A 17,764-nucleotide genomic window follows, 5' to 3' on the forward strand; every position below is an offset into this window, starting at 1 on the left:
TTAATTCTCATCTTCCCTATGTTCATCAGAAATTTCTGGCATCACACCATCATGGGAACCGGTAATAACCACATCCCCCTCCTTCAGCCCAGAAACAATCTCTGCCATCACTTTGTTATTAAGCCCCACAGTCACTTTTCTTGCCACCACTTTATTGTCCCCCACCAAAAGTGAAACCCATGCTTTGTGCTCTTTTGTTTCATCACGTAAAGCATCACTTGGAACCAATAATACATTCTGAGCACGTCCTAAAATAATATGCACTTGAGCCGTCATATAAGTTCGCAAAAAGTTATCTTTATTATCAACATGCACAATCCCGTTATAATAAATTGCCGAAGATATAAGAGAGCTAGACCCTCCTGAACTAGGATTAATACTCACATCAGCACGAATGGATTCAGGAGCCGGATCGACCCTTTCTAGAACGCCCTCATAACGACGGTTTGAGTTGCCCAATACCGTAAAATAAAGGGGTTGTCCGGCACGAACTTTAAGAATATCGGCTTCTGAAATTTGCGCTTTGACAGTCATCTTTGATAAATCGCCTAAAATAACAATTGTAGGTGCTGACTGAACAGCATTGACATTCTGTCCTGCTTCAACAACTGTTGCCAAAACAGTTCCCGCTGAAGGAGCCGTTATCCGCGTATAACTGAGATTAACCTCAGCACTCTCCACATCAATTTGGGCTTGTACAATCTGCTGACGAAGTTGAGCAATTTGTGCCTCACGTATTTTCACTTGTGTCGCCGCATCATCAAAATTCGCTTTTGAAATTGCATGCGATTCTATCATTTTTTTCTGCCGTTCTAAATTTTTCTGTGCAAGAGCAAGATAAGCCTCTTGTTCCACCAAACTCGCATAATAATGAGCTAATACTGCTTTTTTTCTTTTCAGATCATTTTCTTGATCTGTAGGATCAATTTCTGCCAAGAGATCGCCTTCTTTCACAACACTGCCTGGAAAAACACGCATGGAAACCACACGCCCAGTAGCACGCGCTCCAACCGCCACCAACCGGTAAGGACGCACAAGCCCAGAAGCCAAAACGCTTTCCTCGATATCCCCACGCTTCACCACAGCTGTCATATACATTGGTGTGGATGTTTCAAAAAAAACAGAGCGCAGCCACAATAAAATAATTATAACGAAGAGTGAAATAAGAAAAAATGAAAGTTTTTTGCGTTTTTTTATGAAATTTTTGATGAAACTCTTTTTCATTTTCCTACCTTTGCAAGCGAACGGGGTGCACCATCAGCAACTTCCGGACTTGAGACATCAACGACGCCATCCCATCCACCCCCCAATGCTTTCATTAGGGTAATATATTGGGTCGCAAGAGCAATACGGCTATCGTTAAGAGCCATTTGCGCCGAATAATAGGAACGATCTGCATTTAATAATTCAAGAAAGCTGGTATTGCCATTTTCAAAAAGACTTCGTGAAAGTTGTAAAGAATGCAGAAAAGCTTTGTTTGCATCGACAAGCTTTTCAAGGCGCTGGTGTTCTTTTGTTAATCTTACAAGCGCATTTTCGACATCTTCTAAAGCCCTCAATACAGCAGCGCGATAAGTAATAAAAGCCTGATCGCGCTGTGCCCGTGCCATCGCAACAGAGGCAACAATCTGTCCTCCGTTAAAAAACGGAAAACGAAGACTGGGTCCAAAAGACCAGCCAATGGTTGAACCTTTCCATAATTGGCCTATTGCGGTTGCTGCTGTTGAAATATTCCCCGTTAATGTAAGCGAGGGATAGCGTTGTGCTTCACGCTGACCAATACGCGCTGTTGCTTGTGCATATTGGCGCTCTGCTCGCCGTAAATCGGGACGATTCAACAAAACATCTGCTGGAATTCCTGCTGGTATTGGCCATCGTGGTTGTGGAATTTTTATGTGTTTGGCATTTTTTTGCAAAAGATCCTTCAAAGCCGTAGGCACATGACCGGTTAAGACAGAAAGGCGATGTATACTCATGGCCACATTGGCTTCCATCTGAGAGATATCAGCTTCTGTATTGGCCATTTGTGCTTTCGCGTTTGAAATATCAAGCTCAGAAATACCACCCGCTGTTAATTTGGCCTGCATCAATTCATATGTTTTGCGCTGCGTTGCAGCAATTTGCCGCACAATCAACAGTTTTTGTTGCCAACCACGCAATTGAATGTAATTTGTAGCTACATCTCCTAACAATACGACCATCGTCGCACGCATATCTTCCACCACCGCTTCAAGACCATAACGCGCCGCTTCAACGCCTCGCTTATGCCCTCCAAAAAGATCAAGTTCCCAACTTGCATCAAACCCACTACGATATTGATTCAACGCATCAGATTGTCCAGAACTACTACGGGTTCCTGCAATTGTATTTGACACATTTGGCAACAAAGATCCCACCACTTGCCCCAAATTTGCCCGTGCCTCACGAACCCGCGCTTTAGCAACAGCAACATCATTATTGCCAGAAATTGCCTCATCCATTAATGTATTTAAAACCGGATCATTTAACCGCCGCCACCATCCAGCAAGAGCAATTGAATGCCCTGATATCTGGGCAGACTGCTGTCCCCATCGCGCTGGGACAGAAAAAGATGTCTTATGATAATTGGGACCAACCATACATCCTGACACAAAAAAACACAGCAAGATACTCGAAAGTAATCTGCGAGAAGTCCCCATTTTGAGATTTTCGATATGCATCAAGTCTCCCGCATTCTTTCAGAATCATTATGTAATATTAATACTTTATTTACCTCTTATTTCAAAATTAACATGAAAAATTAAACACAGTTTGCACAGGAATATGATCTGAAGGACGTTCCCATCCGCGCGCATCACGAAAAATCGAAAGATCGACCACAAAATGGGCTAAATCTGGAGAGGACCAAACATGATCAAGCCGCCTCCCATAATCGGTGAGAGCCCAATCGCGTGCTCGATAACTCCACCATGTGTAAAGTTTTGTGGGTACAGGGATATGCAACCGCATAAGATCAACCCACCCACCTTGACAACACAAGTCCTGTAAACGCTCAGTTTCAATGGGTGTATGGCTTACAACCTTCAACAATTTCTGATGAGACCAAACATCCTCTGCCAAAGGAGCAATATTCAAATCGCCCAGCAAAAGAGAAGATATCCCCTTTTCCTGATCGGCGCGAATAGAAGACATTTCTTTCAAAAAATCAAGCTTATGACGAAATTTTTCATTCACATCAGCGTCTGGGATATCTCCTCCAGCGGGAACATAAAAATTATGAATCCGCAAGCTTCTCCCATGGGCTTCCACAATCACTGAGATATAGCGACAATCTTGGTTTTGACAAAAGAAACGCTTTTCGACCTTTTTAAAAGGCAATCGAGAAACAATCGCCACCCCATTATAAGATTTTTGTCCACTCAGTGCGATGTACTTATATCCTGCATCTTCAAAAGCTTCCACTGGAAATAAAGCATCGGGACATTTTGTTTCCTGTAGACACAAAACATCGACAGGAAAGAGTTCCAAGTATTGCAAAACCTGAGCAAGACGCAAACGAATAGAGTTAATATTCCAAGTTGCAATACGAAAGAACATCTACTTCAACCCCAATAACATAACATTATTTCTTCATTTCTTTGAAGGAAGTGTAAACATTCCTTCAACGAACCGAACGCCTGTTTGCACATTCATAACCTGCACAGTCGTTTCCAAATTTTGTTGGTCAACAATTGTCCACTGCCGCAAAGTAGAGCCTTTAGAATCAAAAACCATTTTTATTTGCCCTGCCCCAATTGTTTTATCACGCAGAACAATCGTCACTGCCCCCGGATCTTCGCGAAAAGCCAACAAGCGCCCAGATGATACGTCAATTTTATTATCTAACAGAAACTTCATAGGTGTTTGTGAAAGTGGTGAAAAGTTCCAAGTATTTAAAGCCCGATTATTCACGCCCACAAATTGACCATCCGCAATGATTTGTAAAGGCATTTTCTTGTAAATAAAGCGAATTTTTCCTGGACGCTCTAGATAAAATGTTCCTTGAGACATTTTCCCCTTTGGACTAAATTGAATAAAATCACCTGTCATTGTTTTGATTGCCGCAAAGTGGTTTACTACATTCTGCGCCTTTACCACCTTATGAGAAGCTTGCGAAACGACAGGAAAAGTTAAACACCAAAAGAGAATAACTCCCACCAGCCAAAAAACTCTTCTTGGTAGTAAAAACGACGTTTTCATAAAAAATGCTCCAAAATAATACCTAATTGACTTTATCATTTATAATTCAGCCATCAATGATGAATAAGTACCCTGCTTTATAAGATAAAGATATTATTTGAAAAAACTATCAAAAGATTTTTAAAATATGCTTATTCGATAGACTTTAAAACTTTCCGTTTGCCTATATCATTGGCTAAACTAATGATATTTTCTTTTTCCATCCTCTCAATTAATGTCGCAGCTCGGTTATAACCAATCCTTAAACAGCGTTGAATATAAGAGGTTGAAGCCTGATCACGAAGCACAATCGCAACAGCTTGACAATAATCATTATTGCAGAAGAAACCAACGAAACATCCTTACTTTTTTCTTGTAATCTCTTGCGATGTCTTTTCCAAATAATCAGTCTGCGTTTCAGTTTCAAAAAGTATCCTAATTTCCCGCTTTTCCACTTATTTTCCAAACGCATAATATATTCTTTTCCCCCTCATCTGTGGAACAATATAGATTATCATCAGTAACCAACCAAACATATTTCTCGCGTAAGCTAAAAATTCTTTTTAATAGCAAAAAAAATTTTGACTTCTTCTCCACCCAAAAGAATAAAAATTCTTACCCATTTCGGTCTATAAACAATTTGGAGTTTACATCCTAAAAACCTCAAAACCTCGCCGATAAGTACACTTTGCGAAGTTGAAACTCAACTTTTGGGATTTTAGCAAATTCCACTTAGCTTCTTCCCCCATATAATTCGCTTACCCCCCGTATAATTCATTGAAATAAAGGCTCGACAAATAACCCCTTCCCTAAAAGAAAAAGACTAGAAAGCCACATGACACAGCAGGTTTCACCCTAAAGTCGAACGACGAGAACAACAAAATACTTAAATATTAAATCCTCCATGTCTTTATACCCCCATACTTTCAACGATGCCATTCTAAGGCAATACATTCATTGATAATAACTTATTATTTTTTTTAACTTAAATCATACCGCCAAATACAGTAAAAATCTCACTTAACATACTCTCTCTGACTTGAATCAATTCAAATCATTTTCTTTACCCATTACAAGAAAAGCAAACGTTTGAGTAAAATTGTATAAAATAAAGAATAGCTCTTCTGAAGAGTCTCAAATGCCAAGGTATTATCCCAACATTGAAAACTCATATATAACAATGCATTGTATAACGATGTCGACTTTTTACAGCATAATAAGGTAATCGCCTATTTTATAAGACATTTTTAAAAAAGCGATTATAAAGAATTTTCAAAAGCGTTCTTCTTCGGCAGGCACTAAAATTTCTCGTTTCCCTGCATGATTTGCTGGACTAATGATCCCTTCTTCTTCCATCCTCTCAATCAATGTCGCAGCACGGTTATAACCAATCCCTAAACGGCGTTGAATATAAGAGGTTGAAGCCTTACGATCACGAAGCACAACAGCAACTGCTTGACTGTAGGGATCATCTGCTGAAGGAGAAGCCGAAGAAACATCAGCACTATCTTCTTCCACTTCTTGGGTAATGGTTTCCAAATAATCAGGTCGTGCTTGCGCTTTAAGATGCGCAACAACCTGCTCCACTTCATCATCCGCAACAAAAGGTCCATGCACACGCTGAATACGGCCTCCTCCCATCATAAAGAGCATGTCTCCTTGTCCCAATAATTGCTCGGCCCCTTGTTCGCCTAGAATTGTTCGACTATCGATTTTTGAACTCACGGAAAAAGAAATGCGTGTGGGAAAATTGGCTTTAATCGTCCCCGTAATAACATCGACAGAAGGGCGCTGTGTCGCCATGATCACATGGATACCGGCAGCACGTGCCATTTGCGCTAAACGTTGAACCGCGCCTTCAATATCTTTACCAGCAACCATCATCAAATCAGCCATTTCATCAATAATGACAACGATATAGGGCATAGGACTAAAATCAAGTGTTTCCGTCTCGTAAAGAGGCTCACCAGTCTCATGATCAAAGCCCACTTGAATGGTACGCACCATTACCTCTTCTTGACCTTCCGACTCCTTGAGACGTGCATTAAACCCATCAATATTGCGAACGCCAAGTTTTGACATTTTATTGTAGCGCTCTTCCATTTCACGAACAGCCCATTTAAGAGCAGTCACTGCTTTTTTGGGGTCTGTCACCACGGGCGTTAACAAATGGGGAATGCCATCATAAACCGAAAGTTCAAGCATTTTGGGATCCACCATAATGAGACGACATTTTTCAGGTGTCATACGATAAAGCAATGATAAAATCATGGTATTAATAGCAACAGACTTTCCCGATCCTGTTGTACCAGCAACCAAAAGATGCGGCATTTTTGCTAAATCCGCAATAACAGCTTCCCCCCAATTGTTTTGCCCAAAGCTAGACCTAGTTTTGCTTTACTTTCAACAAATTCCTGCGCTTGCACAATCTCCCTTAAATAAACCATCTCACGCTTTGCATTGGGTAATTCTATTCCTATCACATTGCGCCCTGGAACCACAGCAACACGAGCAGAAATTGCTCGCATCGAGCGCGCAATATCATCTGCCAAACTAATGATACGAGAAGACTTGATGCCAGCAGCCGGTTCAAATTCATATAAAGTGACGACCGGTCCAGGACAGGCATCTATAATTTTGCCTTTGACCCCAAAATCTAACAAAACACCTTCAAGTTCCTGAGAATTTGCTTTTAAAGCAGCAGGAGAAAGTTTTGCATCCCGAACTGAGGGTGGTGGAACCGAAAGATAATCTAAAAGTGGAAGAACAAAACGACCATTTGAAGAAGCTGTGAAAGATTTCAAACCACGACCTTTAACAGCAGAAGCATGGGTTTTATTTTGGTTGTCTTCATATTGTGCTTTTTCGCCCAAAAAAGTTGGTTCAATCCGATCAAATGGCTTACCTTTCTCTTTACTCTGAGAATGCTTTTTGAAACAGAAAAGGCGAAAAAAACGCGCTTGTAAAAAATAAAAAAGATGTAAAAGAGCCCCAAAAGTTGTCGCAAAGAAACCATGCTTCTCACGATCATCGTCTGCGATATATTCCGCATCTTCTTCCACCTCAAAGACCGGATCAACGATTTCATCTTTTGGGATGCTTTTTTCTTTTCTTTTCTTTGTTTGACGCCGCCATATCACATTGCCTGCAAAAGCAGCCATGAAAAAACCTAAAAGGATAAAAACAACACTGAAGAGAACCGTGTAAAGTGGAGAAAGCAAAAGAGGAAAAATTGAAGGAACAACATTTAAAGCTTTATCTCCTAAAACCCCTCCCAATCCCATGGGTAATGGCCAATGAGTAAAAGAAGCAACAGGTGTCATAAGGGCAAAAGCCATTAAAAAACAAAACGTTGAGATCACCCATAAAAAAAAGCGCAAAGTCAAATTATAGATATTCTTTTGTGCCAGTAAGAGAAAAGACCAAAATAATGGCGGCAACAAAACAGCAAGACTTGCCAAGCCAAAAAACTGCATCATAAAATCTGAAAAAATCGCCCCCAGCCACCCCATAAGGTTTGTAACTTCATTTGTACTTGCATGGGTTAAAGAGGGATCTGCAACATTCCAAGTTGCCAAAGAAACGACGCAAAAAATAATAAAGCCCAAAAGCCCAAGCCCAATAAATACACCAATCTGACGTAAAAACATCTCAACAAGCCGAAAACCTTGAAAATTTCGCGTTTCTAATGAATCATAGGGAGAAGAATTTCGGTGCATCCATCAAATTCCAAATATAAAACTTTAATATTTCAAAGAGCTATAACTTCCTTGCTCTCCTAAAAAAAGACGAAGCTTACACATAGCACCAATCTTTAAATACATAGCTTGTTAACAATCCAACTTCTTAAATCTCGTGCATTCGCCCCTCTTCCCACTTCATGTCGTTCATAGACCACCATCTGAAGGGCTAATCCTTCATAAAGCACGAAAAAAGTCCTACCTTAAAATATTTATCACACGATCAACAAAAAAGACCTCATGTGTAGAGCTTCACATGGAATCTCATGAGCACTCACCTCAAACCGATAAGGCTTTACACGACATTATGATAACGATAAAATATTAATGCCGTTTTAACCATCACAAATAAACATCATTTTCCTTAATCGATCATCCTCAATGGGTTTCTTCAAAGTAGTTATATTAAAAGATTTTCACACAAATTCAAAAATACACTCTCATTTTTATTTAATTTTAGTTTTCTTTTTTATCAACACAAGTGTAAAAAGAGTTGAGGAGGACACTCAAAAAACTTATTCGATTAATCTTGCAACAGTGAGTCATAAAAGCAAAAGAGCTCTGAAAAACAGTCTGTCATCAGATTGAAACCCAAGATCCATCTCATCCAAAGAGAAGTTTCATCTTCGTAGAGCAGAAAGAAAAGTAAGAAAACTTTAAATAATGGAAGAAACATTGTGTATTCTAATCACCATAAAGATGTAAAACCCAATAAAAAAATAAAATCTCATAAAACCAAACAATGTGACCTTCTCATTGCAGGAGGGGGGGCTGTTGGTTTAACACTCGCAATAGCGCTTAAGCAAACCATCCCTCATATGAAGATTAAAATCGTTGATGCTGCTCCACAAGAAGATATTCCTGCTTCCAACATACGAACCATTGCCCTTGCTGCTGCTGCTATTCGTATGTTAAAACAATTGCAATGTTGGGACTCTCTCAAACCCTCCACACAACCCATTCACTCAATGATCATCACAGATACAAACACAAATGATCCTGTTAAACCCACTCTTTTAACCTTTGAAGGCGACATTACCCCCGGTGAACCCTTTGCAACAATGGTCGAACATAGAGAACTCATCAATAGTTTAAAAAAACGTGTCAAAGACCTCAATATCTCTGTTATCGCAAACACGCGTATCATTGACTTTCATCAAGAAGACCAACACACCACCGTCACCTTAAATAATAAAGATATTCTGCAAACAAAACTGCTTATTGCAGCTGATGGGGCCCATTCGACATTACGCCAAAAAGCAGGTCTTAAAAACTTTTCTCACCCCTACAAACAAACAGCAATCATCTGCACAGTTGAACATGAAAAACCCCATAATGGTCAAGCCATTCAACATTTTTTACCTGCCGGTCCTTTCGCTCTTCTTCCTCTCAAAGGCAACCAATCCGCCATTGTGTGGAATGAAGACCATAAAACTGCGCAATATTACCTCAAAGCTGATGCACTTATTTTTGAAACAGAGCTCGAAAGACGCATTGGCCATCGATTAGGAAAACTCTCTTGGAATGGCGAACGTCAAGCTTTTCCTCTAAAACTTTCTTTAACACGTCAATGTATTAAGCCCCGTTTTGCCCTCATTGGCGATGCTGCTCATACCATCCACCCCCTTGCAGGACAAGGACTTAATTTAGGATTACGCGATAGCGCTGCTCTTGCTGAAGTGATTATTGAAACAGCACGATTAGGTCTTGATATTGGCTCCCTCATCGCTTTAGAACGCTATCAAAGCTGGAGACGTTTTGAAATTGTCCGTATGGCTTTAAGCAATGATTGGCTTAATAAACTCTTTTCTAACGATAACTTTCTCTTACGAATGCTTCGCGATACCGGTCTTGGAATCGTCAATCAAGCGCCAAAAATAAAAAAATATTTCATTCAAGAAGCAGCTGGCCTTACCCCAAATGCGCCCCGTCTTCTACAAGGTTTCCCGCTTTAAAGCAAAAATTCATACCCTTTCACTTTTTATAACCTTTAGCTTTTTCCCCCTCAAAGCACAAAAAGCGCTCCATCCAATTTGATTTATTTATAGATCCAATTTTCATTGAATGAATTCTCCCAATATTTCGATAGTCATTGATATTTGAAACAACTCATAAGGGGCATTTTTAGCTCTTTATTCAACAGTTTTACCCATAAACCTACAGTGCATTGATTTATAATGATATTTTACTATTTTATATGTTGAATGAAAATCCCGAATATCATAGGATTCTCTCATTGCAAACCTCTCTCATGCTGAATCAACCAAAATCACTTGCTTGCACGTAACAAGCGGAGTTGGTGTGGGAGTAAAAATTATATAAGAAAAGACTAAAAATGGCTTTTAATGAACCATCTGAAGTGCCAAGGGTTAGTCCGCAACACTCAAAGGCTGGTAAAGTGTGTGATGATGCCGGCTTGTTTCTTCATAAGCGTAAAGATAGGGGTGCTCTATGGATTTATCGTTACACCATTTACAAGCGCCGTCACGAAATGGAATTGGGTGTGCTTTGAGAAATGTCTCTTTCAAACAAGCACGCGAATGTGCAAACCAATAGCACTCTGTTCTTCGTGAAGAACATGCCACCATTATGACACGCAATAAACAAAAGCGTGAGGCAATACATAATCTCCATTATTTAAAAGATATTGCTTTAGATGCCTTTGAAAGCCGTAAAAAAAACTCAAGAATGATGGTAAATGGTTTGCACCTTTACGTCTTTATATTCTCCCTAAATTAGGTTATCTGCCCATTTCAGAGATTACACAAACAAAAATAGGCAATATTCTTGCTCCTATTTAGTATACAAAAGCTGGAGTTGTTTATAGAGCTCTAAAGCATCTCAATGTGTATCTCAAACATGCGGCTGTCTTGGGTTTGGATGTTGATTTACAAGCAACAGAAAAAGTACGCGCTTTCTTAGGCAAACAACGTCATAAGGTTACGAATAGACCAGCCATAGATTGGAGAGATATACCAGCTTTTTATCAAGGGCTTTGTCAAACAACAACCCTACTCATGACGTACAAACACCAATAGTTTTGATTCCTTCAACATAAAAGAGATTTTAAATGAAAGAATCCTACAATATTCGAGGATCTAATTTAATATGAACAACAATAAATTATATTTATAAGTCAATATATTATACAGTTACCATCTCCCTAGCGCATTTCATTTAACCATAAGGCAAGATAAACAAGCCATACTTTGAGAATATTCACTATGCTCTGAAAAAACATTTAATGCTTATCGCACCACACCTCTAATAAGGCGATTTCACAGCCAACAAACTAAATAGGACTTTCTTTATCAGACAAACTTTGATTTATAACGAACACTTCATTGTTCTCATATTGAATGCGCGAGCTAAAAATCATAAAATACCCTCATTTCAAATCTCTCTCCTGCTGAGTTAATCAAAATCATGTTTCTTGCACGTTATAAACGAATGAGCCATGTGGGTAAAAAACAATTAAACAAAGTAATAAAAAGTCTCTCCCCCAATACCTAGGGCTATCAAAACATTAAAAATTTGCAAAAAGTATAATGGTACCAAATTACACTTTTTATCGAAGTAAAAATGGTATTGCACAATAGATTTTATATTATTCATTAGAGTGTTACCGTTATACTACTCATGAGAAACGCCATACAATGAACTTCATTGTATTAAAGTTTTTCTTTAAAAAAAATATAAGTTAGCAATATACATGTACTCCGCATAGGGCAAGACTATTGTGTATCTTTATTGGCTTAATCTCTAAACGAAGAGGTACCCTAATTTGAAACGAACATGAAGTTTAAATTGCCTATTGCCTCATGATTTTGTTTATCGCGTGTCTTTTTGGGGTCACACCCCTCATGTAAAAACACCATCACATTAAATATTCATGGGCTTTCTTTAAAGAAATATCTCTCAAGATATTCAAAACCATTCTGCTATAGCGCCTGTAAAGAATATAATAATAAAGCCCCCATGAAATAATATAAAATCCTGTAAGCACCACCATCTTTATGCTTAATATAAAGGGCAAGCCAGCACCATTATTATATTTTCCAGCCCCCAATATTGTTACAGTTCCTGACATTTGAAGCGGTTCATTAGAGGCATTTTGGGTCCTTTATTCAACAGTTTTACCCACATGATCTCCCCACTTATGACGTAGAAGCAAATGATTTTAATTGCCTCAACATGGAACAGATTTGAAATAAGAGAGCTGACAGTATTCAAGGACTCTTACTCAACATGCAAAACAATGCATTATCATCATAAATCAATGCGATGCGGCTTAGAGTATTCTATTGTGCAACACATTCTTTAATTTACATGAAGATATTACACTTAAAAAACTCTGATATATAACAAAGTATGCCATACTCTATATCATCACACACAATTGTAAACATATATATTTCCCCGACCCAACCATACAAGAAAACAAACGAAAGTAAAAAATGACTCAATCTTTTTATTTTCAATACACCTTATTGTTCATAAAGGCTCATAAATGCATTTTAATCATAGATATTTTAGAATATATTACAAAATCCTATTATCTTACCCGCCATAGAAAGTTTCTATTTTCTCCACATTTACTCATTTCAACGAGATAAATGATAAATTAAATAAAGCAAATATCTCATGTAGATAATCTTATAGAAACCAGACCCATCACATCAGGATCTGATTTTACAGAACAGTATTGTAAAAATATAAGGATATTATCAACATATTGATTGATAAAATTATTATTTATATATCGAAGTAGAAGCAAACAGAAAATTAATTTATAATGGTAATTTATCGTTATTTAGCCCCTCAATCCCGTAAGATCCCTCATTTCAAATCTCTCTCCTGCTAAGTTAATCAAAACCATGTTTCTTACATGTTATAAACGAATGAGCCATGTGGGTAAAAACTGTTTTAAGAAAGGCCCCCGAAATACCTCTAATGAACCGCCTCCAAAGCAAAGAACTGTTACAACATTGGGTGCTGGCAAATATAACAATGGTGCTGGCACACTCCTGATGCAATAAATTCTTCTCATTTCAATCCTTTTTATAAAAGAATTAATAAAACCATTCACTTTTCTAGTCTAAAAAAGGCCACATATAAGTAAAAATTATAAAAAAGAAGCAAAATATCCCCTCCCTCAAATACCAAGAATAATGACAACACTTTAAGCTAGCAAACTTAATAATGATGCTAGCTTATGACAATAATACCTCTTGCCTTTAAATACATCCGTTCATATTTTGACCATTTTATAAGACGACTCAATAGTTTAATATATCTGTTTAGTATGTTGATACAATCAAATGGGCAAAAAGCCTACTGCTTGCATTCATATCTCTTTGTATTCCCTTGCCTTATAAATATCGCATTGTGTTATGCTAATTCTATTGTTATGTTACTTCGAGTTCATCAAGCGTATACCCATTCTCCAACCATTCTTTAATCCACTTAGGTCTTCGTCCACGTCCATTCCATAATTCCCATTGGTTATTAGGATTTCTATAATGACGCTCTTTACTCACAAGATCAGCAATATCAATTCCATGGGTATTGGCGATTTCAAGAATTTTTCGTCGTGCATTTTGCTTTTCCTTTGCTTGCCGTTTTTTTAATTCTACATCGATTTGTGTGCGCATTTCTTGTAGTTCATCAAAATTCATATTTTTGAGATCATTCACCTTAATTACTCCCCTTGCAAAAAAGAATTATTCTTTGTCATATTTTAAACATAATTATAGACGATTTTTGCCTATTTGTTATCGAAATTAAAATTACGATAAATATATCACTTTGACGGAGATGTGCTTTGGATCGCAGAGAGTTATTTATTTGTGTCTCAGTTTCCACCACCGCATCCTTTTTCAGTTTAATTGCTGAAACTGGAAAGTGCGGTGCGCAAACACCATTGCCCTTCTCTGACTCTCATGAATCAGCAGTCAAAAGTAAATATAAATCACCATCTTATAAACTATGGCAATATGTCGCAAAGAACAAGCCCTCTGCGTATAATGATGATGTCGTTCATTATAACAGTGAGAGAAACCCTCAACTACGACAACTTTTCATTGTATATAAAAACTCCTTAAAAATTTTTTCACAGCTGAAAAATGATGTAAAACAAGCAATTTCAAAAGAGTATGACAGACTATTATTGTTTAAAATCCGTTTTTTTAGCCTTAATTTTAATAACATTCGTTGGCATAATGGGCCCTATTGTATTCCATACATTGATTTCGTTTCTTGGATATTTGTATCTGTTAAAAATGTTTTAAAAAAAGAACAAAGCAATAATCATAAAAAACATTTTAAACGGACCAATCTTGTTCTGCAAATTTGTAAAATCAAAAAACAACAACAAAAAGCATCACGCAGAATTGGCATTTATATCAATAAAATTCTTCATAATAGGGCGTATTGCTGATGATTGTCTCAGATTTAATAATGTCTGCTTCTGCATACACGAATGCATCTCCTACAATGCTTTCAGTTATTATCGCACCGGAATCGCGAAATAATCTTTATGTCGCAGGTGATAACGATAGATTATTCCATCAGTCATCTCAATCTAGAAAAGCGATTGCAACAAGTGAGCACTTTAAACAAAATAGACATAATATTGACGCAAACTTGGAGCAAATTGATGTCAAAGATGTGAAATGGTTTTCTTTTTGTGATCCATTTTATTTTTGTAGAAATCTTAAAACTGAGCAAGACACTTTAACCTACCGCTATGAACGGATAGCATCCGTATACAACTCTGAAAAGGATACATTGTTATCCGCAATAGGTTTTTACAACATGGGGAATTTTAATACCGCTTCTATGCAAGAGATTTCTTCATTGTTTGAAGTAAAGGTTGCTGCACATGTAGATAAAGACTTGCAAGAGCCTGTAGTACTTAAAAAAGGGGAACCAGAACGAGTAATCAAAACAGATTCTCTTCCTCTCTTTTTAGGTGAAGAGGAAGATGATGCCTTTAAACATACGGCAAGTAGCACTGATGATGCTTTTACAATGGAGGATTCTTCTTCATTTAAAAAGCAAGAGGAATATAATACTTACTAACTTTTGGAATTAAAATTTTGATAGGATAATATAATGAAAGCTAGATAAGAAAATATTAAAGCTCTAATTAGTAAGATTGAAAAAAATCTTCTAATTGAGGGCAAAGATAATGAAAATGATCGAACAAAACAGCGTTGATATAGCATTTAATCAAAAAGCAGCACGTGAAATTACAATTGTGATGCGCTCAGAGAGGGAGTGGTATTTTACGTTTGTTGCTGATGATCCAATAACTGGAAAACCAAATAAGTATACACTTCTTACACAAAGAGGAAAACTAAGAACTTGGGCTGATCCGAAATATCTCTTTAAATTTCTTCATGAAAGAGGAGTTATTTGTGGAAGCTTTAGTCTTAATGAGGATGAAAATCATGAAACGATCAAATATTCTTCAAACAGTCATTCGTAATAAAACTACTCAAATCTCTGCAGCTTTAACTCTATTTCTTATATCTCATCCTGTATTGGCCCAAGCACAAGGTTTGGATAAAGCCAAAAAAGCTTTAGAGAGCCTTAAAAGAGAATTGGGGATAATTATTCCTACCGCTGCTGCTCTTATACTTTTATGCTTAGCCATCGGTTATGCAGGGCGCTACATCGAAAGAGATACATTCGTACGGTGGGCAGTTGGTGTCATCATTGCAGGTTCAGCAGCCGAACTTGCTAATATGTTATTTATAAACTAAAGAAAAGGGTTGTAAACATGTTTAATACGAAATGATCTTTATCTTTGCAAAAAAAGTTTGGTAGCAATGGTTTTACACCAATTTCAATCTAATTAGGCAGAATAAAATGAATCTACAATTAAAAAATAATAGCAAAACTATCGCAATTTTTTCGGTTATAGCTTTATTTGTTATGGATACCTCTGTATATGCCCAACAAACTTTAGGGAAAGCAAAAACTGCTTTAGAGGCTTTACAAAACGATCTTATCCAAAACATTATCCCTATGGCTGCTGCGCTTATACTTTTGTGCTTAGCAATTGGCTATGCAGGACGATATATCGAAAAAGACACATTTATACGCTGGGCAATTGGTGTCATCGTCGCTGGCTCGGCAACCCAACTTGCTGCCATGTTCTTCAAAGGTACAAGTGGTTAAAATTAACTACGACAACATATAATACATAATGTTCTATAATAGTGAGAGGTTACTATTAATTATAAATAAACCAATGATAATTCTATTTATATTAGGGATATATGAAATATTTTTTTTATCTAAAATGGAAGTAAAAATGAAGCAATTCAATAAATTACAATCGAAAAATAATAATAAGATCGCTGCAATTTCTACAGCTATAACTGTATTTTTTATAACACATCCTGCATATGCAGAATTAAAGAATGCTAAAGACGCCTTAACAAAGCTTCAAGAGGACCTCATTAAAAATATTATCCCTATAGCTGCTGCGCTTATGCTTTTGTGCTTAGCAATTGGCTATGCAGGACGATATATCGAAAAAGATACATTTGTACGGTGGGCTGTCGGCGTTGTCATCGCAGGATCAGCAGCTGAGCTTGCACAAATGTTTTTGGGTTGATTATGGAGTCTCCAGCAAGAAGACTTTACGTCAAGAGAATCTATATTCAATAACAATCTTTACTTATACTGCGAATAAATAAACATTATTAGAGTCTTAATAAGGATAGAATATGAAACAACTACATGACCTCCAATTTAAAAATGGTAACAAAATCATTGCAATTTCTGCAGCTATAGCTGTGTTTTTTATAACACATCCTGCATATGCAGAATTAAAGAATGCTAAAAAAGCTTTAGATGCTCTGCAAAAAGATCTTATCCAAAACATTATCCCTGTAGCTGCTGCGCTTATACTTTTGTGCTTAGCAATTGGCTATGCAGGACGCTATATCGAAAAAGACACATTTATACGCTGGGCAATTGGTGTCGTCGTCGCTGGCTCGGCAACCCAACTTGCTACCATGTTCTTCACAAACAGTTAAAGATAAAATAAGTGCAATTACAATACATAATGTTTTAATAATATCTATTAATTGTAAGCTTATAGCAATAATAGTGTTATTTATAATGCAAAAAAGGAAATGTTCTTTATAAGAACTCTAGTTAAAATAGGAATGAGGGATATGCGACAATCAAGTATTTTTCCAGCAAAAATGTACAATAAAATTAGTGAGATTGTTATCACTTTGATTATGTTCTTAGTAAGTCAATCTGCATATGCTCAAAATGAAACAAAGAACTTAGATATTTTTATAGGGATGCAATATGGGTTAAGTATAATTATTCCTATCGCTGCTGGCATTATTCTTTTCTTTCTTTTACTTATTTACCTATTTCGCATTATTGCAAGGGCTACCTTTATACGATGGGCATTCAGTGTCATTATTGCAGGTGCAGCCTTTTATCTTAGCCACATGTTATTTTACATCCAGTAACAAGAAAATCCTATGAAACCACAAGAACAAAAAGCATTCCCCTTATTCAAAGGAGCAACGCGTGTTCCAACACTGTGGGGTGTCCCTATGATGCCACTTATCGTTATGATTATATGTGTCGCAGTTTTTGCCATGACAGTAAATATCTTTTTGTGGATTATGGCGCCACCTCTATGGTTCATTATGACGCAAATAACCAAAAATGATGACAAAGCGTTTCGTATCTGGTGGTTATGGATCGATACCAAATTTCGCAATCGCAATAAAGGCTTTTGGGGCGCATCAAGTTATAGTCCCTCTAATTATAGAAAAAGGAGATAA

The 17,764-nt window shown here is 37.3% G+C and carries 15 protein-coding genes and 3 pseudogenes; 11 read left to right on the forward strand and 7 right to left on the reverse strand.

What is annotated here, in order from left to right; genetic code table 11:
• The 6 genes and pseudogenes from AC6ER9_RS03360 to AC6ER9_RS03385 all read right to left on the reverse strand — a co-directional run bounded on the left by AC6ER9_RS03360 (position 1) and on the right by AC6ER9_RS03385 (position 7,916).
• The gene (locus tag AC6ER9_RS03360) at positions 1 to 1,224 is read right to left on the reverse strand and encodes an efflux RND transporter periplasmic adaptor subunit (RefSeq protein ID WP_497074986.1); all 1,224 of its coding nucleotides are present in this window, start codon (positions 1,222 to 1,224) and stop codon (positions 1 to 3) included.
• The gene (locus AC6ER9_RS03365) at positions 1,221 to 2,699 is read right to left on the reverse strand and encodes an efflux transporter outer membrane subunit (protein WP_497074987.1); all 1,479 of its coding nucleotides are present in this window, start codon (positions 2,697 to 2,699) and stop codon (positions 1,221 to 1,223) included. The genes AC6ER9_RS03360 and AC6ER9_RS03365 overlap by 4 nt, the downstream gene beginning before the upstream one ends.
• A gap of 67 nt (positions 2,700 to 2,766) precedes the next feature.
• Positions 2,767 to 3,576, reverse strand: coding sequence for an exodeoxyribonuclease III (locus AC6ER9_RS03370; protein ID WP_497074988.1), 810 nt, complete (start codon positions 3,574 to 3,576; stop codon positions 2,767 to 2,769).
• A 33-nt stretch (positions 3,577 to 3,609) separates the two neighbouring features.
• Complete coding sequence (locus AC6ER9_RS03375) at positions 3,610 to 4,218, reverse strand: LolA family protein (protein WP_497074989.1); 609 nt, start codon at positions 4,216 to 4,218, stop codon at positions 3,610 to 3,612.
• A gap of 131 nt (positions 4,219 to 4,349) precedes the next feature.
• Positions 4,350 to 4,613 (reverse strand): annotated as a pseudogene (locus tag AC6ER9_RS03380) (DNA translocase FtsK); the annotation flags it as partial.
• Between the two features lie 856 nt (positions 4,614 to 5,469).
• A pseudogene (locus tag AC6ER9_RS03385) lies at positions 5,470 to 7,916 on the reverse strand (DNA translocase FtsK).
• A 698-nt stretch (positions 7,917 to 8,614) separates the two neighbouring features.
• On the opposite strand from AC6ER9_RS03385, the gene AC6ER9_RS03390 reads away from it, so the two are divergent.
• Entirely contained in the window at positions 8,615 to 9,892 is a 1,278-nt protein-coding gene (locus tag AC6ER9_RS03390) for a ubiquinone biosynthesis hydroxylase (protein ID WP_497074990.1), read from the forward strand.
• Between the two features lie 380 nt (positions 9,893 to 10,272).
• A pseudogene (locus tag AC6ER9_RS03395) lies at positions 10,273 to 10,951 on the forward strand (integrase arm-type DNA-binding domain-containing protein); the annotation flags it as partial.
• Between the two features lie 2,394 nt (positions 10,952 to 13,345).
• Here the strand turns inward: AC6ER9_RS03395 and AC6ER9_RS03400 are convergent.
• Entirely contained in the window at positions 13,346 to 13,633 is a 288-nt protein-coding gene (locus AC6ER9_RS03400; protein WP_142416710.1) for an H-NS histone family protein, read from the reverse strand.
• A 128-nt stretch (positions 13,634 to 13,761) separates the two neighbouring features.
• Between AC6ER9_RS03400 and AC6ER9_RS03405 the strand changes: the two genes are divergently transcribed.
• The 9 genes from AC6ER9_RS03405 to AC6ER9_RS03445 all read left to right on the forward strand — a co-directional run bounded on the left by AC6ER9_RS03405 (position 13,762) and on the right by AC6ER9_RS03445 (position 17,764).
• On the forward strand, positions 13,762 to 14,376 hold the full coding sequence (locus tag AC6ER9_RS03405; protein ID WP_497074991.1) for a hypothetical protein: 615 nt from the start codon (positions 13,762 to 13,764) through the stop codon (positions 14,374 to 14,376).
• A complete protein-coding gene (locus tag AC6ER9_RS03410; RefSeq protein ID WP_497074992.1) occupies positions 14,376 to 15,020 on the forward strand; it encodes a lysozyme family protein in 645 nt (214 codons plus the stop codon). Before AC6ER9_RS03405 ends, AC6ER9_RS03410 begins: the two co-directional genes overlap by 1 nt.
• Before the next feature lie 109 nt (positions 15,021 to 15,129).
• On the forward strand, positions 15,130 to 15,429 hold the full coding sequence (korA, locus tag AC6ER9_RS03415; RefSeq protein WP_497074993.1) for a KorA family transcriptional regulator: 300 nt from the start codon (positions 15,130 to 15,132) through the stop codon (positions 15,427 to 15,429).
• Positions 15,392 to 15,706 (forward strand): VirB2 family type IV secretion system major pilin TrwL, encoded by a 315-nt coding sequence (gene trwL, locus AC6ER9_RS03420; RefSeq protein ID WP_497074994.1) that lies wholly within the window; start codon positions 15,392 to 15,394, stop codon positions 15,704 to 15,706. Before korA ends, trwL (AC6ER9_RS03420) begins: the two co-directional genes overlap by 38 nt.
• A gap of 106 nt (positions 15,707 to 15,812) precedes the next feature.
• Positions 15,813 to 16,124 (forward strand): VirB2 family type IV secretion system major pilin TrwL, encoded by a 312-nt coding sequence (trwL, locus tag AC6ER9_RS03425; RefSeq protein ID WP_497074995.1) that lies wholly within the window; start codon positions 15,813 to 15,815, stop codon positions 16,122 to 16,124.
• 136 nt (positions 16,125 to 16,260) lie between these two features.
• Positions 16,261 to 16,566, forward strand: a complete 306-nt coding sequence (gene trwL, locus AC6ER9_RS03430; RefSeq protein WP_497074996.1) for a VirB2 family type IV secretion system major pilin TrwL — start codon at positions 16,261 to 16,263, stop codon at positions 16,564 to 16,566.
• Between the two features lie 112 nt (positions 16,567 to 16,678).
• A complete protein-coding gene (trwL, locus tag AC6ER9_RS03435) occupies positions 16,679 to 16,990 on the forward strand; it encodes a VirB2 family type IV secretion system major pilin TrwL (RefSeq protein WP_497074997.1) in 312 nt (103 codons plus the stop codon).
• 141 nt (positions 16,991 to 17,131) lie between these two features.
• The gene (locus AC6ER9_RS03440) at positions 17,132 to 17,443 is read left to right on the forward strand and encodes a conjugal transfer protein (RefSeq protein ID WP_497074998.1); all 312 of its coding nucleotides are present in this window, start codon (positions 17,132 to 17,134) and stop codon (positions 17,441 to 17,443) included.
• A 12-nt stretch (positions 17,444 to 17,455) separates the two neighbouring features.
• Complete coding sequence (locus tag AC6ER9_RS03445) at positions 17,456 to 17,764, forward strand: VirB3 family type IV secretion system protein (protein ID WP_497074999.1); 309 nt, start codon at positions 17,456 to 17,458, stop codon at positions 17,762 to 17,764.

The organism is Bartonella sp. SL317 (assembly GCF_059687655.1).